The sequence below is a fragment of the Sorangium sp. So ce281 genome (assembly GCF_051527395.1).
Taxonomy (GTDB): Bacteria; Myxococcota_A; Polyangia; order Polyangiales; family Polyangiaceae; genus Sorangium; species Sorangium cellulosum_B.
Map to the genome: position 1 here is coordinate 10,063,084 of NZ_CP150322.1, position 22,872 is coordinate 10,085,955.

General features: G+C 73.6%; 18 protein-coding genes. 8 read left to right on the plus strand and 10 right to left on the minus strand.

Going from position 1 to position 22,872, the window contains the following annotated elements:
- Positions 1-141: 141 nt before the first annotated feature.
- The 3 genes from WMF27_RS38425 to WMF27_RS38435 are packed head-to-tail and all read left to right on the plus strand — an operon-like array spanning position 142 to position 4,534.
- Entirely contained in the window at positions 142-2,607 is a 2,466-nt protein-coding gene (locus WMF27_RS38425) for an Hsp70 family protein (RefSeq protein ID WP_437763935.1), read from the plus strand.
- Positions 2,607-2,990: a hypothetical protein gene (locus tag WMF27_RS38430; RefSeq protein WP_437763934.1), complete on the plus strand. Its 384-nt coding sequence runs from the start codon at positions 2,607-2,609 to the stop codon at positions 2,988-2,990. The genes WMF27_RS38425 and WMF27_RS38430 overlap by 1 nt, the downstream gene beginning before the upstream one ends.
- The gene (locus tag WMF27_RS38435; protein ID WP_437763933.1) at positions 2,987-4,534 is read left to right on the plus strand and encodes a hypothetical protein; all 1,548 of its coding nucleotides are present in this window, start codon (positions 2,987-2,989) and stop codon (positions 4,532-4,534) included. Before WMF27_RS38430 ends, WMF27_RS38435 begins: the two co-directional genes overlap by 4 nt.
- Before the next feature lie 32 nt (positions 4,535-4,566).
- Here WMF27_RS38435 and WMF27_RS38440 read toward each other — a convergent pair whose 3' ends face one another.
- Positions 4,567-5,679, minus strand: a complete 1,113-nt coding sequence (locus tag WMF27_RS38440; protein WP_437763932.1) for a cation diffusion facilitator family transporter — start codon at positions 5,677-5,679, stop codon at positions 4,567-4,569.
- Entirely contained in the window at positions 5,676-6,908 is a 1,233-nt protein-coding gene (locus tag WMF27_RS38445; protein WP_437763931.1) for an acetyl-CoA C-acetyltransferase, read from the minus strand. The genes WMF27_RS38440 and WMF27_RS38445 overlap by 4 nt, the downstream gene beginning before the upstream one ends.
- A 120-nt stretch (positions 6,909-7,028) precedes the next feature.
- Between WMF27_RS38445 and orn the strand changes: the two genes are divergently transcribed.
- Positions 7,029-7,592, plus strand: a complete 564-nt coding sequence (gene orn, locus WMF27_RS38450; RefSeq protein WP_012240261.1) for an oligoribonuclease — start codon at positions 7,029-7,031, stop codon at positions 7,590-7,592.
- A 605-nt stretch (positions 7,593-8,197) separates the two neighbouring features.
- On the opposite strand, the gene WMF27_RS38455 is transcribed toward orn, so the two are convergent.
- From WMF27_RS38455 to WMF27_RS38465, 3 genes are all read right to left on the minus strand, one after another.
- Entirely contained in the window at positions 8,198-9,511 is a 1,314-nt protein-coding gene (locus WMF27_RS38455; protein WP_437763930.1) for a serine/threonine protein kinase, read from the minus strand.
- Between the two features lie 283 nt (positions 9,512-9,794).
- Complete coding sequence (locus tag WMF27_RS38460) at positions 9,795-10,250, minus strand: helix-turn-helix domain-containing protein (RefSeq protein ID WP_437763929.1); 456 nt, start codon at positions 10,248-10,250, stop codon at positions 9,795-9,797.
- Between the two features lie 108 nt (positions 10,251-10,358).
- Complete coding sequence (locus WMF27_RS38465) at positions 10,359-12,170, minus strand: ABC transporter ATP-binding protein (protein ID WP_437763928.1); 1,812 nt, start codon at positions 12,168-12,170, stop codon at positions 10,359-10,361.
- Positions 12,171-12,351: 181 nt separating this feature from the next.
- Here WMF27_RS38465 and WMF27_RS38470 point away from each other — a divergent pair, with 181 nt between their 5' ends.
- Entirely contained in the window at positions 12,352-12,726 is a 375-nt protein-coding gene (locus WMF27_RS38470) for a hypothetical protein (RefSeq protein ID WP_437763927.1), read from the plus strand.
- 388 nt (positions 12,727-13,114) lie between these two features.
- On the plus strand, positions 13,115-13,627 hold the full coding sequence (locus tag WMF27_RS38475; protein ID WP_437763926.1) for a hypothetical protein: 513 nt from the start codon (positions 13,115-13,117) through the stop codon (positions 13,625-13,627).
- A gap of 80 nt (positions 13,628-13,707) precedes the next feature.
- On the opposite strand, the gene WMF27_RS38480 is transcribed toward WMF27_RS38475, so the two are convergent.
- Together WMF27_RS38480 and argS are read right to left on the minus strand one after the other, a co-directional pair.
- Positions 13,708-14,940 carry a choice-of-anchor L domain-containing protein gene (locus WMF27_RS38480; protein ID WP_437763925.1) on the minus strand — a complete coding sequence of 411 codons (1,233 nt, stop codon included), beginning with the start codon at positions 14,938-14,940 and terminating at the stop codon, positions 13,708-13,710.
- Between the two features lie 172 nt (positions 14,941-15,112).
- Positions 15,113-16,846, minus strand: a complete 1,734-nt coding sequence (gene argS, locus WMF27_RS38485) for an arginine--tRNA ligase (protein ID WP_437763924.1) — start codon at positions 16,844-16,846, stop codon at positions 15,113-15,115.
- A gap of 114 nt (positions 16,847-16,960) precedes the next feature.
- Between argS and WMF27_RS38490 the strand changes: the two genes are divergently transcribed.
- Entirely contained in the window at positions 16,961-19,156 is a 2,196-nt protein-coding gene (locus WMF27_RS38490; protein WP_437763923.1) for a protein kinase domain-containing protein, read from the plus strand.
- 161 nt (positions 19,157-19,317) lie between these two features.
- Positions 19,318-19,635 (plus strand): hypothetical protein, encoded by a 318-nt coding sequence (locus WMF27_RS38495; RefSeq protein WP_437763922.1) that lies wholly within the window; start codon positions 19,318-19,320, stop codon positions 19,633-19,635.
- 136 nt (positions 19,636-19,771) lie between these two features.
- On the opposite strand, the gene WMF27_RS38500 is transcribed toward WMF27_RS38495, so the two are convergent.
- From WMF27_RS38500 to WMF27_RS38510, 3 genes are all read right to left on the minus strand, one after another.
- Positions 19,772-21,151: a GH1 family beta-glucosidase gene (locus WMF27_RS38500; RefSeq protein ID WP_437763921.1), complete on the minus strand. Its 1,380-nt coding sequence runs from the start codon at positions 21,149-21,151 to the stop codon at positions 19,772-19,774.
- A gap of 57 nt (positions 21,152-21,208) precedes the next feature.
- Positions 21,209-21,412, minus strand: a complete 204-nt coding sequence (locus tag WMF27_RS38505; protein ID WP_437712074.1) for a CopZ family metallochaperone — start codon at positions 21,410-21,412, stop codon at positions 21,209-21,211.
- 171 nt (positions 21,413-21,583) lie between these two features.
- A complete protein-coding gene (locus tag WMF27_RS38510) occupies positions 21,584-22,810 on the minus strand; it encodes an ROK family protein (protein ID WP_437763920.1) in 1,227 nt (408 codons plus the stop codon).
- Positions 22,811-22,872 lie beyond the last annotated feature (62 nt).

A 22,872-nucleotide genomic window follows, 5' to 3' on the forward strand; every position in this document is an offset into this window, starting at 1 on the left:
GGCGGACGCGCCTCGCGGCGGGCGGGCGGGCGGGCGCCAGCCGCGCGCCAGCCGCGCGCCAGCCGCGCGCCAGCGGCTTCGCCGTGCGTGTTCCATGCCTCGCCGGGCGGCCGCCGTGCCGCGCGTGTATCCTTGCGAGTGATGGCTGCACGCCCGCTTTACGTCGGCATCGACCTCGGCACCACGAACTCGACCGCGGCCGCCTTCGACGGCGAGAAGGTCACCCTCGTCAGGAACTCCCAGGGCGCGACGCTCACCCCGAGCGTGGTGCGGATCGACGCGCGCGGGACGGTCACGGTCGGCGCGCGCGCGCGCCGGTTCCTCGAGGGCGATCCGCAGAACACCCGCGCGGAGTTCAAGCGGCTGATGGGCACGGCCCAGCCGATCGAGTTCGCGGCGGCGAAGGTCGCGAAGAAGCCCGAGGAGCTCGCCGCCGAGGTGCTGCGCTCCCTGCGCGCCGACGTCGCGGAGCACCTCGGGGTCCTGCCGGCCTCGGCGGTGATCTCGGTGCCCGCGCTCTTCGAGCTGCCCCAGAGCGCGGCGACGTCGGAGGCGGCGCGGCGCGCGGGGTTCGAGCGCGTCGAGCTGATCCAGGAGCCGGTGGCCTCGGCGCTGGCCGCCGGCTGGACGGTCGAGGAGTCCACGGGCAGCTGGCTCGTCTACGACCTCGGCGGCGGGACGTTCGACGTCTCCCTGCTCGAGACGCGCGACGGGCTGCTGCGCGTCGTCGGGCACGACGGCGACAACTTCCTCGGCGGGCGCGATTTCGACTGGGCGATCGTCGACTGGGCGCTCGCCGAGATCGGGCGCACCCAGGGCGTCACCGTGAGCCGCGCCGACCCGCGGCACGCCGCCGCGCTCCGCAAGCTCAAGCTCGCGGTCGAGGAGATCAAGATCGAGCTCACCCGCGCCGACGAGGCGGCGCTCGCGGTGCCCGCGGCGTTCGAGGTGGACGGCGCGCCCGTCGACGTCGACCTGGTCCTGCAGAGGTCCACGCTCGACGCGCTCTGCGCGCCGATCATCGACCGCTCGATCGAGGTCTGCCGCCGGCTGCTCGCGGCGCACGGGCTCGACGCGTCGCAGCTCGCGCGCGTCGTGCTCGTGGGCGGGCCGACGGTGATGCCGGCGCTGCGCGAGCGCGTCCGGGGCGCGCTCGGCGCGCCCTTCGGCGAGGGGCTCGACCCGATGACGCTCGTCGCGCAGGGGGCCGCGATCTACGCGGCGACGGCGGGGCTCGACGCGCGGGCCGCCTCCTCGGGCGCGCGGGCCAAGGAGGAGGGTCGCCGGCTGTGGCTCCAGTACCCGGCCATGTCGAGCGATCTCACGCCCCACGTGGTCGGCCGCGTCATGGAGGGGCCGGGGGCCGCGCCCGAGCGGATCCGGCTCACGCGGGAAGGCGACGGGTGGACGAGCGCCGAGGCCCCGCTCGACGCCGAGGGGGCGTTCGTGGTGACCGTCGACCTGCTGCCGCGCCGGCCGAACGTGTTCAACATCGAGGCGAGCGCGGCCGGCGGCGCGCGGGTGCCGGTGCACCCGCAGGCGATCACGATCGTCCAGGGGCTCACGATCGGCGATCCGCCGCTGTCGCGCACGATCGGGGTCGCGCTCGCGGACAACTCGGTGCGCGTCTACTTCGAGCGGGGCGCGCCGCTGCCGGCCCGGCGGACGTTCGTGCACCACAGCGTGGAGAGCGTCCCGAAGGGCTCCAGCGCGTGCGTGCTGAAGATCCCCGTCGTGCAGGGCGAGCTCGACGTCGCCCACCTCTGCCGCGTGGTCGGGACGCTCGAGATCGACGGGAGCGGGCTCACGGCGACCCTGCCCGCGGGCTCGGCGATCGAGCTGACGCTCGAGCTCGATCGGGGCGGGCACCTCTCGGCGCGCGCGCTGATCCCGTCGCAGGGGCTCGTGTTCGAGCGCGTCGCGCACCTCCTCGTCCCCGAGGCGGCGCCGGAGGTGCTCGACGCCTCGCTCGCCGCCATGCGCGAGCGGCTCGCCGCGGTGCGCGAGGCCGCCCTGCGCAGGGACGCGCCGCACGCGCTCGGCAAGGTCACGTACGTCGAGTGCGCGCTCGCCGAGGTGGAGCGCGACGCCGCCGCGGCGCGCGGCGGCGACGCCGACGCGGGGCAGAAGGCGCGGCGCGCGCTGCTCGAGCTCGACGTCCTGCTCGAGCAGGCCGAGGCCGACAAGCGCTGGCCGGAGCTCGACGCCGAGGCGCAGGCCGCCGTCGCGAGCGCGTCGACGTGGATCTCGCAGCTCGGATCGAGCACGGAGAAGGCGCTCCTCGAGGAGGCCGCGCAGGGCGTGGCGCGGGCGCGCGCCGAGAAGAACCAGGTCGAGCTGCAGCGGCAGCTCCGCCTGGTCCGCAACCTGAGCAGCGCGGCGTTCCAGCGCCACCCGAAGGCGTGGGTGTGGATGTTCGAGGACGCCGCCTCGGAGGCGCACCAGGCCTCGGATCTGGTCCGCGCGCAGCGGCTCGTGCGCGACGGGCGCGGCGCGGCGGAGCGCGGCGACACGGCGGCGCTCAGGACGATCACCGAGGAGCTCTGGCGCCTCTTGCCGGTCGACGCGCAGAAGCGCAGGCTCGGCCACGAGTCGGGGGTGCGGTGATGGACGGCGCGCTCGGCCGCATCCGCGACAACCCGTTCTACGTGCTCGGCCTGCGCCCGAGCGCGAGCCGCGCGGAGATCGAGCGCGAGGGGCAGAAGCTGCTCGGGATGCTCGAGCTCAAGCTGGCGAGCGCCGCGACGTACCCGACGCCGGTCGGCCCCGGCGCGCGGACGGCCGACAAGGTGCGGCAGGCGATGGCGGCGCTGCGGGACCCGGAGCGCCGCCTGGCGCACGAGGTCTGGGCGCGGCTCGACCCGAGGCCGCCGCCGAAGGACGATCTCGACGACGACCTCGGCGAGCTGCCGCCGCCGGAGCCGCCCGGGGAGGATCCGCGCGCGCCGTGGCCCGAGGCGCTGTCCGCGCTCGGCTGGAGGGCGAGATGAGCTGGGGCGGCCTCCTGGTGCTCGCCGTCGTCGTGCGGGTGATCATCGAGGTGGCCGCACGGAAGGCCTCGCCCGGGGCTGCGCCGCGCCCCCGGATGCTCGGCGTGGGCCTCTGGAACGTCGTGGCGCTGTTCGTCTTCGTGCCGATCGCGATCCTCCTCGCGCTCGCGCTCGCCGGGGGCCAGCTCTGGTGCGCGGTGCCGCTCGCGCCGCTCGCGCTGCTCATGGTGCCCTGGTCCTTCGCTCGCCACGCGCTCATCCCGCTCGGGCTGCCGCGCGCCGCGTACTTCGTCGCGTCGCTGTCGGACGGGGCCTTTCGCGTCGACCGGCGCGGCGGCGCGGCGCTCGCGGCCGCGTGGGCGCTCTGCCGCGCGCGGAAGCCGGACGCCGCGGTGGAGGCCTGGGTCAGCGAGCGGATCGAGCGCGGCGGCGAGCACGCCGGCGGGGCGCCCGCGCCGTCCTCGGCGAGCGCCGCTCCGCTGCGCGGCGCGGGGATCGCCGCGGGCGCGATGCTCGCGGCGCACCGCGGCGACGTGGAGGGCGCGCGGGCGCTCTTCGACAGCGTCGCCGGCCTGGACGAGCGCGCCTGCCCCGACGCGGCCCGCCGCGTCGCCGCGAGCTGGCTCGCAGCCGAGGCGGCCTCCCGCGGCGACTGGGGGGCCGTGAGCGGATACGCGTGTGTGAGCGGCGGCCGGGCGATGTGGTTGCTCGGCGCCGTCGCGGCGCGGCTGGTCGGCGAGGAGCCCGCGCCGGGGGCGCTCGGGCTCTGGCTGCGATGGCTCGTCGCGCCCCGCCGCCGCGCCACGCTCCCGATCGTGCGCCGGGCCCTGGAAGCGGGCGCGGGCGCGCCGCGCCCGGAGCCGGAGGCGCCCGAGCCCTGCGCCGCGAGGGTCGCCGAGGGCGATCTGTGGAGCCGGGCGGTGCTGCTCCACGCCGCGCTGCTGCTCCGGCCCCGGGGCCAGGTCTCGGGCGACGACCTCAGGCGGCTCGGCGGCGCGTGGGACGCGGCGCTCGACGACGAGCGCGCGCAGGCCGAGCTCCGCGAGCGGGCGGCGTCGCTCGGCGCCTCGGGGGCGCAGGCGGCGCTCGGCCCGCTGGCGCGCGCGGTCGAGGAGGACCTCGCGGCGACGCTGCGCGCGGCGCGCGTGCCGCGCGCGGCGTGGGACGACCTCGGCGCGACCATCGGCCGCACGCGCCGGCGCCTCCGCGACGAGCTCCTGTCCGAGGTGGAGATCGCGTGCGACGCCCTGCGCCGCCGCGTCGACGAGCGGCGCGAGCTGCCGGCGCTCTCCGAGTGGCGCGAGTGGACGTCGCTGCGCGCGCAGTACGAGGCCGCGGCGGTGCTCGTCGGCGTGGAGTTCCGCCGCCTCGCGTTCCCCAAGCTGCACGCCGACGTGTGCCACGCGGCCGTCTGGCTGTTCAACACGCGCAAGGAGCGGGCGATCGCGAACGCGATGTTCCGGTGGCTCCTCGCCGAGGCCGAGGCGCTCGAGGACTCGCGCCTCACGGCGCTCCAGCGCGGCAACGTCGAGTGCGGGGTCTGACGCGGGGCGGAGAGCCGGATCTAGAGCGGCGCTCAGCCGCCCGCGGGCCCGCCCCCGTCCCCTCCCGGCGCCCCGACGCCCGGCCGCCTGAGCGTCACCAGGAGCTCTTCCTGGAGCGGCTCCGGCTGGATCGTGCAGTGGGTGAGCGCGTGCTTCTCGCGCAGCCGCCGGGCCACCGCGGCGGCCACGTTCGTGCCGTGGTGCCCCTTGGCGAGGACCACGTGCACGGTGAGCACGTTGAAGCCGTCGGAGATCGACCAGACGTGCAGATCGTGGATGTCGACGACGCCGGACACGCTCCGGATGGTGTCCTCGACGTGGGCGAGATCGATCTCGATCGGGCTGCCCTCCATGAGCACGCGGGACGTGTCGCGCACGAGCCGCCAGCCGCCCCAGAGCACGAGGGCGCCGATGGCCGCGCTGATCACCGGATCGGCCCGCGTCCAGCCGAAGGCGAGGATGAGCACGCCCGCGGCGATGGCGCCGACCGAGCCGAGCGCGTCCGACAGCACGTGCGCCAGCGCGGCCCGCGTGTTGATGTTGTGCCCGTGCTCGCCGGCCGAGAGCAGCAGCGCCGCGACCACGTTCACGAGCAGCCCCAGCGCCGCGGTGATCGCCAGCGCCTCGGCGTGCACCGCCTGGGGCGCGCGCCAGCGGTGGGCCGCCTCGATGAAGATCCAGATCGCCGTCAGCGCCAGCGCGACGCCGTTGGCGAAGGCCGCGAGCACCTCCGCGCGCCGGAAGCCGTACGTCCGCTCGCGCGTCCGCGCCTGCGCCGCGATGCGCTGGGCGATGATGGCGATGCCGAGCGCCGCGGCGTCCGCGAGCATGTGGCCCGCGTCGGCCAGCAGGGCGAGGCTCTTCGACCACCACCCGACCGCCGCCTCGACGACCAGGAACGACGTCGTGAGCGCGAACGCCGTGAGCAGCCGGCGGAGCGGCGCGCGCCGGAGATCGTGGCCGTGGTCGTGGTGCTGCGGGTCGCCGTGGTCGTGGCCATGGCCGTGATCGTGGTCGTGCCCTGGGGCATGGTGATGCCCGTGATCGTGTCCATCGCCGCGCCGGCCGCCGCGCCCGTGCCGGTGCTCGTCAGAGGCGCTCCCGTGATCGCCGCGCACCTCCATCGCCGCGCCGGAGCGGCTCACACCCGCTCGAGGATGGTCGCCACGCCCATCCCTCCGCCGATGCACAGCGTGATCAGCGCGGTCGCCTTGCCGGCGCGCTCGAGCTCGTCGAGCGCCGTCCCGATCAGGCAGGCCCCGGTCGCGCCGAGCGGGTGACCGAGCGCGATCGCGCCGCCGTTCACGTTGACGCGGTCGAGGTCGATGTCGAGCTTGCGCGCCGTCTGCAGCGGCACCGCCGCGAACGCCTCGTTGATCTCCCAGAGATCGACGTCGCGCGCCTGCATGCCCGCCTTCTTGAGGGCGCGCTCCGACGCGGGCGCGGGGGCCGTCAGCATGATCACCGGCTCGGCGCCGGCCGTCGCCGTGGCGCGGATCCTCGCGCGCGGGGCGAGCCCGTGCGCCTTCACGTAGTCGCCGGACGCGAGCAGCACGACGGCCGCCCCGTCCACGATGCCGCTCGAGTTGCCCGCCGTGTGGACGTGCCGGATCGACGCCACCTGCGGATAGCGCGCCAGCGCCAGCGCATCCACGGTCTCGCCGGCGGGGCCCATCGGCGTCGACCCGAGGCTTCCGAACGCCGGCTCGAGCTTCGCGAGGGCCTCCATCGTCGCCCCGGCCCGCGGGTGCTCGTCCCTGTCGAGCAGCGGCTTGCCGTCGAGATCGACGACCGTGAAGAGGCTCTTCGCGAAGCGCCCCTCGCCCGCGGCCCGCTCGGCCTTGCGCTGGCTCTCCAGCGCGAAGCGGTCGACGTCCTCGCGCGAGAAGCCCTCGATCGTGGCGATGAGGTCCGCCGAGATGCCCTGCGGCACCATCGCGAGCTTCTTGCGGAGGGCGAGGTTGTTCCCGTCGAGGGGCGCGCCGTCCGAGCCCATCGGCACGCGCGACATGCTCTCGACGCCGCCGCCGATGGCGACCTCCTGCTGGCCGGACATGACCCCCATCGCCGCGAAGTTCACCGCCTGCGCGCCCGAGCCGCAGAAGCGGTTGACGGTCACGCCGGTCACGTCGTCCGGCCAGCCGGCCGCGAGGATGGCGGTGCGCGCGATGCACGCGCCCTGCTCGCCCGCCTGGGTCACGCACCCGACGACCACATCCTCGACGTCCTGCTTGCAGATCCCCGTCTTCTCGGCGAGGCGATTGAGCGTTTGCGCGAGGAGCTCTTGAGGGTGCACGCCCGAGAGCGCTCCCTTGCCCGCCTTGCCGCGCCCGCGCGGCGTGCGAACGGCATCCACGATGAAGACGTCTCGCATGACAGGCCTCCGAGCCCGGTGTCCGGCCCGTGCTTAGCACACCGCCCGTTCCCGGGGCAGCCGGGTCGCGCCGGGTCTCTGTGGACCGGAGCCGGCGCGGATCGGCTATGCTCGCCGCCGATGACGGACCGGTCGCAGCGCATGGTGTGGGTCGATCTCGAGATGACGGGGCTCGACGAGAGCTCGTGTGCGATCGTGGAAATCGCGACCATCGTCACGGAGCCCGACCTGACCGTGGTCGCCGAGGGGCCGTGCCTCGTCATCCACCAGCCGGAGAGCGTCCTCGCGGGAATGAGCGACTTCGTCCGCGATCTCCACGAGCGCTCGGGGCTCCTCGAGCGCATCCGCGCGTCCACGCTCTCGGTCGGCGACGCGGAGTCCGAGACGCGCGCGTTCCTCGAGGCGCACTGCGACAAGGGGACGGCCGTGCTGTGCGGCAACTCCGTGTGGAAGGACCGCGCCTTCCTGCAGCGCTACATGCCGGAGCTCCTCTCCTTCCTGCACTACCGCATCGTGGATGTCTCGACGCTCAAGGAGCTGGTGCGCCGCTGGTATCCGCTGCGCGCAGCGCCCAAGAAGCGCGAGATCCACCGCGCGCTCGACGACATCCGCGAGTCGATCGAGGAGCTCAGGTGGTACCGGGCAAACGTGTTCCAGCCGCTCCCGGGGAACGAGCTCCGCTGAGCGATCGCGGTGAGCCGAGGGGCGCCCCGGCACGACTGCGGGAAGTCGGCCGGGGAAGGGAACCGCCAAGCCACCGGCATCCCCAACCTCGGTCGGCCGGCATCCTCAACCTCGGTCGGCGCCCCGCCTCACCCTCAACCTCGGTCGGCCGGCAGCGCCGGCATCCCCAACCTCGGTCGGCCGGCATCCTCAACCTCGGTCGGCGCCCCGCCTCACCCTCAACCTCGGTCGGCCGGCATCCTCAACCTCGGTCGGCCGGCATCCTCAACCTCAACCTCGGTCGGCGCCCCGGTCCGCGTCCGCCCTCAACCTCGGTCGGTTCACCCACCCGCCCCGGCGCCCTGCTTCAACCTCGGTCGGTTCACCCACCCGCCCAGCCTCTCGCCCTGCCTGCCGTCCGCCCCCCCCAAATCCGGCCGAAAACCCGGCTCTGCTGGCAATCGAACAAAAATTTGTCTGCAATGTGAGAAAATTTGATCGATCGATGCAATGCATTGAGTAGGCTAGCCATGCGTCCAGGCCTCCGGCACGAGGTCTGCGGCGTAGACACCCCGGCGGCCCCAATCCGCCGGGGTGTCGTTTGCTAACGGGCTCGCGGGATTGCCTTAGAACAGCTGGTCGCCGTACCACGGTTGCCCGGGGCTACCCTTGGCTTCCACGGCGGGGGTCGCGACCAGCGGGGCGTGCTCGGCGCGGCGCGTCGCCCTGGACTTCCTCGCCGGCGCCTCGACGGCAGGACCCACCGCCTCGGAGGCGCCGGGGTCGCACTGCACCGGTGAGGCTGTCGGCTCATTGTGATGCAAGTCACTCACGTGAGCCGGTGGCCCGGCGGGTGGGGGCGGTATCCCACGTTGGGCGATGTACGAGCTCAACGGCACCGCGACGGCGGCGCTCGTCAGCGCGACGAGCAGCAGCGCTCCACCGGCCAGCAGGACGTTGCTGCGCGAGCGCGGTGCGGCGATCTCGACGACGGGGTGCCGCATGGCCTCCGGAGGGAGGGTCCCGGTGGGCAGCGTGTTGCGGGACGCCGGAGCGGGCGCGCTCCGCTCCGTATCCGGCGCCGGCTCCTGCAGCGGCGGAGCGGCCGCCGCTCGCGGGCGCGATCCCCTCGGCGGCGGAGCGCCCCCCGCGAGCGGCGCCGCGCCCATGAGCAGCGGCCGCACGGCGGCCATGAGCTCGTGGACCGTCTGGAACCGCGCGTCAGGGTCCTTCGCGAGCGCCCGGGCCAGCGCCTCGTTCACCTGGGCCGACACCCCCTCGAGCGGCCGCGGCACCTCGTCGAGCGCGCACACGTCCAGATCGTCGCGGCCGTCGAACGGGCGCTGACCCCCGAGGAGGCAATACAGCAGCATCCCGAGCCCGTAGACGTCGGTTCGTTCATCCATCGCGCGAGCATGCGGATCGTTGAAGACCTCCGGCGCCCGGTACCGCGCCGCATCCGCCATGGCGTCCCCGGGCGCCCCGAACAGCAGGTGCAGCCCGAACGCCCTCAGGACAGCCGCGCCTTGACCGGTGATCACCACCGTGTGCGGGCCGAGATCCCCGTGCGAGAGCCCCAGCGCGTGCGCCGCGCCCAGCGTCCGCGCGACGTCGACGACGAGCTCGTACGCGACGGAGCGAAGCCGGGGCAGCAGATCTTCCACCGAGGGATCGTCGCTCTGCCGGGCAGCGATCCACCCCGCATCTCCCTCCATCCCGCCCGCGATCACAGGCACGATGCCGTGCACCCGCGCAGACAGCGAGAGGAGCCTCTCCAGCGCGCCGCGGAACGCACCGGCGTCGATGCCCATGCCCTCCTGGACATAGAGCGTCACCTCGCGGCCATCGGCGTCGAGCGCGCGATACGCCTCCGCCGGAGCGGGAGAGTCGAGGCTCGCGACGATGGTGTACCCCGCGAACTCCTGCCCGAGGATCACCATGGCCCCTCCGCCTCGATCGGCGCGACGGGCACGGAGGACTCAGGCCTCGCGCGCTGGAAGGAGAGCGCAGCGCGGCGCGCGTTCGTCCATGCTGGCTGCGGTGTTGGATCAGCCCAAAAGATTCTGCTCACTGCGTCGGACCTCCGGCACGAGGTTCGAGTCCATGACACCCCCGGACACGGCGCGGGGAACATCGGTTGGCGGCGACAGTAACAGAGGTCTCAGGCGCGCGGAAGCCGTCGCCAGCGCCGACCGGCGCCACGGAGCGCGCGAGGCGGGTCTATCACTTTCCGGAACGACGGCTCGACGGCGGAGTAATACGCCCTGAAAAGGCGCGCTCCGGGCGGGGCGACTTGGGCGGAGCTGCCGGGCGCGCGCGCTCCGGATCTTCGCTGGCGAGGGCGAGCATTGCTTGCTTTCTCGTTGAATCGTCAGGCTCCATGAGCAGAAAGAGGATCGCGCTCTGGAGCGCCTCCTCGGCCTGGTCAAAGCGCTCTGCCACGATGGATGCGACAGGGCTGCGCCCGTCGCCGGGGAGCAGCAGGCGCGGCTCGCACTGGAGCCCCTGGGCGATCAGGCCGAGCGCGCCGAGCCCGAGATCCCGCTCGCCGCGCTCGACCTGCCGCAGGTACGTGGCCGAGAGCTGCGCCCGCTCCGCGAACTCCTGCATGCTGAGCCCACGGAGCAACCGGAGGATGTGGACCGCCTGGCCGACCTCCTTGGGGAGCGTGTCGCGCATGAGCGCGAGCCTAGCAGGCAGAGCTCGCCCGAGCCCACGAGAAGCAGGCCGCGACGCGTGCGGAGCGCGCCCGCTCGCCGGCGCACCGAGCGCGCCGCGCCGGCGGCGCTACAGGTACCCTTCGGCCTGCAGCGCGAACATGCGGGCATAGCGCTGGCCACGGGCGACAAGCTCGTCGTGGGTGCCTTCCTCGACGACGCGCCCCCCGTCGAGCACGACGATGCGGTCGGCCATGCGCACGGTCGGGAAGCGGTGAGAGATGACGATGGTCGTCCGCCCCTTGGACAGCGACCGGAACCGCTGGAAGACCGCGTGCTCGGCCTCGGCGTCGAGCGCCGCCGTCGGCTCGTCGAGCACGAGGATGTCGGCCTGCTCGCGCATGAAGGCGCGCGCGAGCGCCACCTTCTGCCACTGCCCGCCGCTCAGCTCGACGCCGCCCTTGAACCAGCGCCCGAGCTGCGCGTCGAGGCCCCCGGGCACGACCGTCACGACCTCGTCGGCGCCGCCCTCGGCGACCGCGCGCGCGACGCGCGGCTCGTCCGCGAGGTGCTCGACGCTGCCCAGCCCGACGTTCTCGCGCAGCGTGAGCTGGTATTGGGCGAAGTCCTGAAAGACGACACCGATCCTCCGGCGGAGCGCGCCGGGCTCCCAGGCGCGGAGATCCTTGCCGTCGAGCAGGATTCGCCCCTCGGTGGGCTCGTACAGCCGCGCGAGCAGCTTGATGAACGTGGTCTTTCCGGCGCCGTTGTGCCCGACGAGCGCCAGGCTCTGGCCGCTCGGGATGTGAAGATCGATCCCCCGGAGCGCCCAGCGCGACTGGCCAGGATACCGGTAGCCGACCCCCTCGAACCGCACGCCCCGGTCGCGCGCGTCGCCGGCCGGCAGGGGCGCAGGCGCGTCTCCGCTGCCGGCCGGCGGCGCGGGCGGCTCGCCGGTCGGGATGGCCAGATACTGAAAGAGGTTCGACATGTAGAGGTTGTGCTCGTACATGCCGCCGACGCCGGCGAGCACGGCCTGGAACGCCTGCTGGCCTTGCCGGAAGGCGGCGACGTAAAGGACCATCTCGCCGAGCGAGATGCGCCCCGCCGCGGCGCCGGCCGCCATGGCGCCATAGCAGCCGTAGAACGCGGCGGTGCCGAGGAGCGACAGGCCGAACGACCACCCGGCGCGGCGGACCGCGAGGGCGCTGTCCTCCCGGTAGAACGACGTCGCGAGCGCCCTGTACCGCTCGAGGAACGTCGGCCCGAGCCCGAAGAGCTTCACCTCCTTGGCGTGGCCGTCGTTGGCGAGCACGTACTCCAGGTAATTGAGCCGGCGGGCCTCGGGAGAGCGCCAGTTCCGGAGGCGGAACGCCGCGCCGGAGAAGCGCGCCTCGGCGACCGTGGCGGGGACGGCCGCGAGCACGAGCGCGAGCACCGCGAGGGCGCTGAACCCGACGAGCAGCGCGGCGTACCCCGCGAGCGTGATCAGGTTCTGCACGAGGGAGAAGCTCTCGGTCACGACGGCGGCGGGGCGAGACGACGCCTCGCGGCGCGCGCGGGTGAGCTGGTCGTAGAACTCGGGGTCTTCGAAATGGACCAGCGAGAGCGAGAGCGCCTTCTCGAGGATCATCCCGTGGATGTCGATCGAGAGCCGCGCGCCGAGCAGCTGCCGCGTCAGCGAGAGCCCGCGCTGCGCGAGCGCGAGCGCCGCCACGAGGCCGAGCTCGACCGAGACCCACACGAGCGCCGCGCGCTCGTCGCGGGCGACCACCGCGTCCGTGATCGCCTTTCCCACGTAGGCCACCCCGAGCGGCAGCGCCGCCGCGGCGAGCGTGAGCGCGCCGAGGGCGACGCTCGCCGCCTTCGACGAGCGCCAGACGAGCTGGAGCGTCCGTGGAGTGTACGCAAAGCTGTCCCGCAGGCGGGAGAGGCCGAGCATGGACGGCGGATTCTAACCACGCCGCGGCGCTCCGCCCGCGAAGACCCGCGAGGGCGCGAGGGCTGAGGGACGCGATCGCGACCACGGGCGGCCGCGGTCGCGGGCGACGGGCGGGCGGATGCGGTGGCGGACGCGCGCCCGGCGCGGTATCCCGGGCCTCCGAAAGAAAAGGAGGCTCTTCATGTCGAGCATGTCCACGTTGACCATGGGCTACGGAGCGCTGCTCACAGCGCTCGGCGTCGGCGGATTCGCGGCGACGAGCGCGCCGACGGCGCTCATCCCGGCCGGCTTCGGGGTCGTCGCGATCGGGCTCGGCCTGCTCGCGCGGCAGGAGAGGTACCGCATGCACGCCATGCACGCGTCGGCCATGGTCGGCGTCCTCGGCGTCCTCGGCTCCGCCCGCGGCCTGACCCAGCTGCCGACGCTGCTCTCCGGCGGCGACGTGGCGCGCCCCCCGGCCGTCATCGCCCAGTCCGTGATGGCCGTCCTCTCGGCGGGCTTCGTCACCCTCTGCGTGCGATCCTTCATCACGGCGCGCCGCGCCGCCCGCGCCTGAGCGCGGCGCGCCGCGCCGCCCGCGCCTGAGCGCGGCGCGCGCCGCCTCGCGTGAGGAGCGCGCCGCCCCGCCACGCGGCGCGCGCTCCTGCCGATCCGTAGAGAACGGCCGCTGCGGCCCCTCTCGCGTGGCGCGTGGTGGATGAGCCCCCTCCCCTCTCCTCACCCGCCTTACTCCGCACTTCCCATCTCTGCGTGTCCGATCTCCGCCCGTCGGATCAGGGCGCTCGCACGCCGAGGGCCTCTTCATGTCGATTATTTGACAATCCGGACCGCCAGTCCGGAATGCTATAAATCCGCGCGACAAAAGCCAGATCGGTGCCCTCGATGCCCGTGCATGATGTACTGTCATCGTCACCAGACCATCAACTACGAGAAGAGCGAGCACCATGCTTCGACGCGTCATTGCATTGGGGCTGACGGCGCCTGTTTTCCTTTCCTGCGAGGGGAGTGGTGGTGTCATCCAGATCTGGAATTGCGAGGAGTGCCTCAAGGGCTGGACCTGCACGGCGGACGCCTGCATCCCCCCGCACTGCAGCAATGACGTCACGGATGCGGACGAAGGAGAGACCGACCGGGACTGCGGCGGCTCGTGCAAGCCGTGCGGCTTCGGCGCCTCCTGCGAGACGGGCATCGACTGCAAGGAGGGCGTGTGTCGCCTGGGGGTTTGCCAGGCTCCGACCTGCGTCGACGGCGTGGCGAACGGCTTCGAGACCGGCGTCGACTGCGGCACGCGCTCGTGCCCGCTCTGCCCCGCGGGCGAGGCGTGCCTCACCGGCGAGAACTGCGGTTCCGGCGTGTGCAGGGAGCGTGTCTGCCAGGCGCCCTCGTGCGACGACGGGGTCCTGAACGGAAGCGAGCTCGCCGTGGATTGCGGGGGGGACTGCCGGACGTGCCGGTAGCCCGGAGCGCCCAGCGAGGCGACCAGGCCTCGCGACCGCACGCCGACGAGGCGTCGGCGCGGGGAGGAGCGCCCCTCGCCTCAGAGGAACTGGACCGCGGGCACCGTCTCCAGGCTGACCGTGCCGCCGGTCGCGATCCAGCGGAAGCCATCGATGAGCGCGGTCGAGTCGAAGCGATCGTCGCCGGTGTCGAACAGGATGAACCGGAGCGAGATCTCCTCGCCGCCACGCACCGGCGCGCGGGTCTTGAGCCACCGGGTGCCGCCGTCGCGGCGCGGGCTGAACCCCGTCCCCACGAGCTCTTCCGAGCCGAGCGGACATCCGTCGCAGACATCGAAGAACGCGATATTGACGCTGACCGGCCTTCCCTCCCCGTCGAACGAGAGATTGCCGTTGTACGACCCGGGAGGCGCGGGCGTCGCCAGCGCGACGAATTGATCGTTGAAGTCCTCGCAGACCCACTCCGGGTATTCGAACGTATAGAACTTGAAGAGGAACTCGTAGCCGGTCGCGTTCGTCGGCGCGCGGAGGACGACCTCGAGGCCGATGTCGTCGTTGATGAAGCTGGACGGAGGACAGGAAGGGTTGTCCTGAGGGAACCCGGGGGGCGCGGTGCCGGGACCATAGCTCGAGCAGCTCTCGGACCAGCAAGCGTCGGGGTGGCCAGGCAGGCGTGCGCTCCCCGTCGAGAGCGCGAGCAGGCGCGCGCCGCCCTGCACGTGCACGTTGGGGCCGAACCCATCGAAGACGCCAACCGCGGGCGATCGCTCTGCAGGCGAGCCGTCCCCGCGGACATACCGCGCGGAGAGCACGCCCCACCGCCTGTCCTCGCGGGACGCCACGGCGCAAAGGTCGATCGCCTTGGCCCCGTTCACCGGATCGAAGTCCTCCAGCGAGAGGCCCTCGTCGCACGGTGGCGGCACGTCGTCGATCACCCCGTCGCAATCCTCGTCCGCCGGCGCGGGGATCTGGCCGTTCGCGTCAGGCTCGGTGACCTCGACCTCGATCGCGCCTGGATTCACATTTCCATCAACATCGTTGCAGTCGCCCTCCGCGGGCGTGAACCCATCTCCGTCGCCGTCCACGTTGGGATCGGTGATGGGGATTGCGTCACCGGGGTCGAGCCCTGGCTCGCCCGGCTCATAAAGCCCGCCGGGGCCGTCCTCTCCGATGGTCCCCGAGGGCTGCTCGCGCCCGTCTCCCCCGCCCCCCTGCGCGGACGCGCCGCCCACCGCGGAGCACCCGAATGCGACGGCGAGCACCGCCATCACGGCCATGCCGGAGCAGGGGAGAGCCAACCGTTGTTCGATCATGCTGCACTTTGCCAGAGGGAACGGACCGGCGTCGCGCGCAACATCGAGCGGGCGAGCACAACCTCGGTCCGAACGCGCGGGCAGACGCGCGCAGCTCAGGCAAGACGCGCGCAGCTCAGGCGGCTGCGCGCCCGCCGAACGCAGGCAGGGGCGGGCGCCGCTGCCGGACGCGCTACATCCGCTCCGGCGCCTCGATCCCGAGCAGGCCGAGGCCCTTCGCCAGCACCTCCGCCGTCAGATCGCAGAGCGCGAGGCGCGAGCGGCGCACCTCGTCGCTCTCGGCCCGGAGCACCGGGCAGCGCTCGTAGAAGCTCGTGAACGACCCGGCGAGCTCGAACAGGTAACCGCACAGGCGGTGCGGCTCGAGCGTGGCGGCCACGTCCTCCAGCACGGCGCCGAACCGGAGCAGCTCCAGCACGAGCGCCCGCTCCGCCGGCTCGCCCAGCACGATCCCGGCCTCGCGCGGCGACTCGACGCCGGCCTTCCGGAAGATCGAGCGGATGCGGGCGTGCGCGTACATCAGGTAGGGCGCCGTGTTCCCCTCGAACGCCAGCATGCGATCCCAGTCGAACACGTAGTCCTTGATCCGGTCGCTCGAGAGATCGGCGTACTTCACCGCGCCCACGCCGACCGCCCGCGCCACGGCGTCCGCGGCCTCGGCGTCGAGCTCGGGGTTCTTCTCCCGCACCACCTTCGCCGCGCGCTCCGTGGCCTCGTCGAGCAGGTCCGAGAGCTTCACGGTGTCGCCGCTCCTCGTCTTGAACATCTTCTTGTCGGCCCCGAGCACCGAGCCGAACGCCACGTGCTCGGCCCGGGCCGGCGGCGCGAGCCAGCCCGCCTCGCGCGCGGTCGCGAAGACCATCGCGAAGTGCTGGCTCTGCGGCGCGCCGACGACATAGACGATCCGGCGCGCGCCGACCGTCGTGAGGCGGTGGCGGATCGCGGCGAGATCCGTCGTGGCGTAGCCGTAGCCGCCGTCCTGCTTGCGCACGATGAGCGGCAGCGGCTCGCCGCCCTTGCCGGTGAAGCCGGCCGGGAAGACGCAGAGGGCGCCCTCGCTCTCGCGCGCCAGCCCCTTGCGACCGAGCTCCTCGATGACGTCGGGCAGCATCGGGTTGTAGAAGCTCTCGCCGGCGAAATCCGCGTCGGTCAAGGTCACGCCGAGGCGGCGGTAGACCGACTCGAAGTAGCGCGTCGACTCGCGCACGAGCTGCCGCCAGAGCGCGAGGGTCTGCTCGTCGCCGCCCTGCAGCCGCACGACCCGGCGGCGCGAGCGCTCGGCGAACGCCGGGTCGCCGTCGAACTTGGCGCGCGCCTGCCGGTAGAACGCGTCCAGATCGCCGACCGAGAGCTCCTGCGAGGCCGCGGCCTCGCCGAGATCGAGCATGTGCTCGATCAGCATGCCGAACGGCGTGCCCCAGTCGCCGAGGTGGTTCTGGCGGATCACGCGGTGGCCGAGCGCCTCGAGCACGCGCGCGAGGGCGTCGCCGATGATCGTGCTGCGGAGGTGGCCGACGTGCATCTCCTTCGCGGCGTTGGGGCCCGAGTAGTCGACGATCACCGTCTCGGGCTCGGCCGCGGGCGCGATCCCGAGCCGCCCGCCGCCCGCCGTCTCGGCGAGCTCGCGCGTGAGGTACGCGTCCTCGAGCGTCAGGTTCACGAACCCGGGGCCCGCGATCTCGACCTTCCGGCAGATCCCGTCGAGCTCCAGCGCCGCCACGATCGCCGCCGCGACCTCGCGCGGCGGCCTGCCGAGGCGCTTGCCGAGCGCCATGGCGGCGTTCGCCTGGTAGTCGGCGTGGGTGGAGCGGCGCAGGGAAGGATCAACCGCGGCGTGCTCGGCGCCGAACGCGGTGGTGATCGCCGCCTGGAATGCGCGGGCGAGGGCGTGGACGGGATCGGCCATGGCGCATCCTTTGGCCCGGGCGCCCGGCCAATTCAATAGGCAAGCCGGCGCGGCCACGCCACATCAGCGCACCTTTGACAAAAATCGGGGTAGGCCGGACAGTTCACGCCTCACGTGAGCGCTCCCCTGCCCCCTGCCCCCGGCGATCCGCCGCCCGCCGCGAGCAACGCGCTCGCGGAGAGCGCGGCGGCCCAGCTGGTCGGGACGGTCCTCTCGGACCGGTACCGGATCGTGGAGCTCGTGGCGACGGGCGGGATGGGCGCGGTGTACAAGGCCGAGCACCTGCTCCTGCGCAAGTGGCTGGCCGTGAAGCTCCTCCTGCCCGCGGCGAAGGGCTCCCCGGAGCTCACGGCGCGCTTCGAGCGCGAGGCGATCGCGGGCGCGCACATCCAGCACCCGAACATCGCCTCGGCGACCGACTTCGGCACCCTCCCCGACGGCTCCCGGTTCCTCGTCCTGGAGCACGTCCGCGGCACGACGCTCGATCGCATCATCAAGAGGGGCCCCTTGCCCGCCCCGCGCGCCGCGGAGATCGCGCGGCAGATCGCGGCGGCGCTCGCCGCGGCGCACGAGCGCGGCGTCATCCACCGCGATCTGAAGCCGCGCAACGTCATGGTCGAGGACGGCACCGACGCCGTGAAGCTCATCGATTTCGGCCTGGCGAAGGTGCCGATCGAGCGCCTCTCCACGACGGACGCGCACAGCAGCGAGGCGCGGCCCGACGCCGGCCGGATCACGCTGAGCGGCATGGTCTTCGGCACGCTCGCGTACATGGCGCCCGAGGCGGCGCAGGGCATGGATCACGTCGACGAGCGCTCGGATCTCTACGCGCTCGGGCTCATCCTCTACGAGATGCTCGCCGGGAAGCACCCGTTCGACGGGATCCTGCCCGTCGAGATCTTCCGCGAGCAGCTCCACACGGCGCCGCCGCCGCTCCGGCTGCGCGCCCCGGGCACGGCGGCGCCGCGCGAGCTCGAGACGCTCGTGATGCGCATCCTGCGCAAGGACCCGGCGGAGCGCCCCGCGAACGCCCGCGCGCTGCTCGCGGCGCTCGACGCGGCGGTGCCGAGGTCCGAGGCGCTCGGCCTCCTCCCCTGGAAGGAGCCGCTCTCGAGCGGGGCGTGGCGGCTCAGCGACCCGCTGCGCGCGATCCCGTACGCGATGCCGCCCGAGCTGCCGGCAGGGCAAGACCGCGCGGGCGCGGCCGGCGGCGCCGCGGCCGGGGGAGCCGCGGCCGGCGGCGCGGCGACCGGCAGCGCCGAGGTCGATGGGTTCGGCCTGCAGCTCGGGGCCGCCGGAGCGGACGGCGGGGCGCCCGGGAAGGCAGCGCGCGGGGCGGCAGGAGGCCGGCCACGAGCGAGGAGGCGCGCGTGGGGCTGGCTGCTCGGGGTGGCCGCCGTGGCCGCGATGGGCGCGGCGGGCGCGCTGGTCCTCGGCCGGCTGCCCGCGGGCGCAGGCTGGCTGCGCGCGGGCGCCCCGGCGGCCGCCGGCCCGGAGCTCCAGGCGGCGCCCGCAGCGGCGCAGACGGTCCCCGCCGGGGCGCCGGCCGCCCAGGCGCAGGATGCCCTCGGCACCCCGCTGCAAGCCCCCTCCGATGCGCCCGTCGCGAGCGCCTCGGCCCCCGGGTCGGCCGACGTCGCGGCGGCGCTGGACGCAGGCGCGGGCGCGGCGGCGCTGGACGCAGGCGCGGGCGCGGCGGCGCTGGACGCGGGCACGGCAGACGCGGGCGCGGCGCTCGCCGGCCCGGAGCCGCTCGAGGGCGCGGGCCTCCCGGCCGAGCGCGAGCGCCTCGTGGCGGCGGTCCGGGCGAAGCGGTGGGGCGACGCGGAGAGCGCGCTGCTCACGCTGCTCGACAAGGATCGCGCCGCCTTCGAGCAACGCGACGTGATGACGGCCGCGGCCGCCGTCGCCGTGAAGAGCTCGTACCGGACCGACGGCCGCGCGGACGCGATCTTCGACGCGCTGGAGAGCCGCTTGGGCCCGGAGGGCCTCGACATCGCCTACGAGATCTCGAGCGGCTACGGGGGCACGCAGGGCGGAAAGCGCGCGGCGGCGCTGCTCCGCCGCCCCGAGGTGCTGAAGCGCGCGAGCGCCCCGCTGCGCATCGCCGTGGCGCTGCGCGAGGCCCCCTGCCGGCGCAAGGAGGCGCTCTTCGAGCGCGCGGCGCTCGAGGGGGACGCGCGCGCTCTCGTGTTCCTGGAGATGCTCCGCTCGTCGCAGTGCCAGCCGCGCATCGGGCAGTGCTGCTTCCACCACCACGAGGGGCTCGAGCGCGCGGTGCGCGCCCTGCGGGACCGGCTGCGCTACTGAGCCGAGCGCGCCCGCGCGGCGCGGGCTCCCGGCGCGACGCGGCCCCGAGGGCCACCGAGATGGGCTAGGCTCGCGCCCCCGGGTTCCACGGCGCCCAGGAGGCCAGAGCACGGCGACGGGGCGACGGGCGGAGCGCGGACGACAAGGACGAAGGATCAGGAATGAGCGACAAGACGAATGAGGAGATCTACAGGGCGTATCTGCTGGCTTACGCGTGCAGCGGCGACGCCTCGAAGGTCGCTGTGCTCCAGGACGCGCGCCCGCTGACGGCGGTGGTCGCCGCCGCGCTCGCCCTCGCCGAGCGCGACCGCCAGGCGAGCGAGCCGCCGGACACGTGGGATTCCCTGAGCGAGCGCCTGCAGGCCATGTTCGATGAGTTCGATCCGCACGGGTACGACCTGGCGGGCGGAGGCGACGAGTCGCTCGACGACGACGACGAGGACGCGGACGAAGACGGCGACGAGCCGATCGCCTCCTGAGGCGCCCGAGGCGCTTTATCGAGGAGCGGGCCGCGCAGCGCGCGCCGGCGACACGGCCATTCGCCCGGCGCTCCCGGGCGAATGGCCTTTCCTCACGGTGGACGCCGCAGCTTATCGAGGCGCGGGGCGGCCCCGCTCACCCCCCGAGGGTCGCGCCGTTCGAGGCGATGAGCTCACGATACCAGTGCGCCGAGTCCTTGAGGACGCGCCTGCCCGTCGGGTAGTCGACGAAGACGAGGCCGAACCGGTGCTTGTAGCCGTGGGCCCACTCGAAGTTGTCCAGGATCGACCAGTGGAAGTAGCCGTTCACGACCGCGCCCTCGGCGATCGCCCGGCGGAGCTCGATCAGGTGGCGTGCCATGAAATCGATGCGCTGCGGGTCGTGCACCTTCCCGTCGAGCGAGATCCAGTCCCGGGTCGACAGGCCGTTCTCGGTGATCACGATGGGCCGCTTGTACCGCTCGTGGAAGAACCGGGGCCCCCAGTAGAGGCACTCGGGGGTGACCGACCACTCGAAGGCGGTGATCGGGTGTCCCACCGGGTGGGGCACCACCTCGGCTGCGCCGTTCGCCCCGGCGCGCACCGGGACTCCCCAGTAGACGTTCACGCCGCAGAAATCGACAGGCTGCGCGATGATCTCCATGTCGCCGCCCCGGACCTCGGGCAGCTCGCTCGCGAACAGGCGGAGCCCGTCCTCGGGGTACCTGCCGAAGAACACGGGATCCATCCACCACGTGTTGGTCCACGTGGTCCGCGCGTTCACCGACCACGTGGCCGCGCGCGCCGCCTCCAGATCCTCCGGCGACGAGGTCGCGGGGTATTTCACCTGCGCGACGGGCGCATAATAGACGTTGCTCCTCCCGGGGCTCGCCGCGCGGATGGCCTGCACGGACTTGCCGTGCGCGAGCAAGACGTGGTGGCAGACCCGGAGCACCTCGGCGAAGCGCAGCCGGTCGCCGGGGGCGTGGCGACCCTCGTAGTGGCCGGCGCCGGCGAACACCTGAGGCTCGTTGAGCGTCATCCAGTCCTTCACCCGATCGCCGAGCTTCCTGACCACGACGCTCGTGTACTCGGCGAACCAGTCGGCGCTGTCGCGGTTCAGCCACCCGCCCTTGTGGTAGAGCGCGAGAGGAAAGTCCCAGTGGAACAGCGTGATGTGGGGCTCGACGCCCGCCTCGAGCAGCGCGTCCACGAGGCGATCGTAGAACGCGAGCCCGCGCTCGTTGACGGCGCCCGTGCCCTCCGGGAGGACGCGCGGCCACGAGGTGCTGAGTCGATAGGCGCGGAGGCCGATGTCGCGCATGAGGGCGACGTCCTCCCGGTACCGGTGGTAGTGGTCGCACGCGACGTCGCCCGTCTGGCCGTTCCACACGGCGTCCGGCTTCCTGCAGAACATGTCCCACACGGACGGCCCCTTGCCGTCCTCGTGCGCGGCGCCCTCGATCTGGTAGGACGCCGCGGCGGCGCCCCACAGGAACCCTTCCGGAAAGCCCTCTTCGCTCTGCTGTCGCGTCATGGTGGCCGCCACGATACCAAAGGCGGCCGAGGTTCGGCACCGCGGCGCACCGCGGTGTCAGCCAGCGTCGCGCGCCTCGTAGCCGGCCTCGCGCACGGCCGCGAGCAGGGCCTCCGCCGCCGCGCTCCCCTCGACGACCGCCTCTCCGCGCTCGAGGCTCACCTCGCTCACCCGCGTCACGCCAGGGACCTTCGCGAGCGCCTTCGAGACCGCCTGGACGCAGTGGCCGCAGGTCATCCCTTCGATAACGATTCTGCGCATCTCCCCCCTATGCCCGCTCGAGGCAGCAGCGTCAACGAGGGCACGCCGGGCGCGCCTGGGCGGATCGCCGTCGCTCCGTCGCGCGTCGACGCAAGAGTCCCCCGGAACCGCCCAGGCAATGGCCTCTCCGGCGCGCGGAGAGCGCGCCTCGCCCGCCTGGGACCCGTTCACCTACGGCGCGTTGTCCTGGAGCACGCCGTCGGGCACGAGGCGGAGCGAGCGAACCGCGCCCTCGCGCGCGAGCAGGAGGGCGCCGAGCACGCCGGCCTCGCCGCCCAGCGGAGAGGCGACGACCGGCACGTCCGCGCCGCGGACCGCGTGGCGCGGCAGCTCCTCGCGCACGCCGGCAAGGAGGATGTCGGGCGCGGCCAGCAGCTCGCCGCCCAGCACGATGAGCTGGGGGTTGAGCAGGTTCAGCAGGACCGCGATGCCGCGCGCGAGCTGCGTGCCCACCTCGTGGAAGATCGCGCAGGCGCTCTCGTCGCCGGCGAGCGCCGCGCTCGCGATGGCGCTGACGGCGTGCGGGCGAGCGAGCGCGGCGAGCTGGGGTGAGCGCGCCGACGCCGCCTCGGCGGCGCGCCGGAGCGCCATGACCGAGGCGAACGTCTCCAGACATCCGCGGCGCCCGCAGCCGCAAGGAGGGCCGTCGTCCGCAATGCGGCAGTGGCCGATCTCCCCGCTGTAGCCCTGCATCCCGAAGAACAGGCGTCCATCGGTGACGAGAGCCGCGCCGACGCCGAGCCCGACGTAGATCCACACGTACGACGCGTGCCCCCGCGCCGCGCCGAGCTCCCCTTCCGCCACCGCCGCTGCCTGAGGCAGGTTGTACACAGGCACCTGCATGCGAAGCGCGCGGCTGAGCTCCGCGCGCACAGGGAACCGCTCCCAGCCCAGGTTGGGCGCAAGCACGCAGACGCCGCTCGGCCGCTCGATGAGCCCAGGCAAGACCGCGCAGGCGCCGCGCAGCCGCTTCCGCGGCACCCCACTCAGCTGAAGCACCTTCGGCACGAGCTCGACGATATCGCGGACCGTCCGGTGCGGATCGCGCAGGACGGTGGGCTGCTCCAGCCGCGCCCGCAGCCGCCCGCGGGCGTCGGCCACGGCCACGGCCGTCTGCTCGACGCCGATCTCGATGCCGAGGAAGGCCGCGCTGTCGTCGTTGAACTCGAGGAGCCGCGCCGGGCGCCCGCCGCGCGATTCGGTCCCGACATCGCGGACGCTGCCGCTGTCGAGGAGCTCCTCGATGATGGCCGAGACCGTCGGCTTGGTCAGTCCGCTCAACCGCGCGAGGTTCGTGCGGGAGATCGGGCCGTGCTCTTGCACGAGGTCGAGGACGAGGGAGCGGTTGAGCTCCCGAGGGGTGCGGTTGTTCGCCGTCTTGTCGTTGGCACGGACCATTCGAGCAAAACCAGACTTAGCCGTCCTCGCGCAGCAAAAGCAAGGGGGGTCGCAGCCGAGCT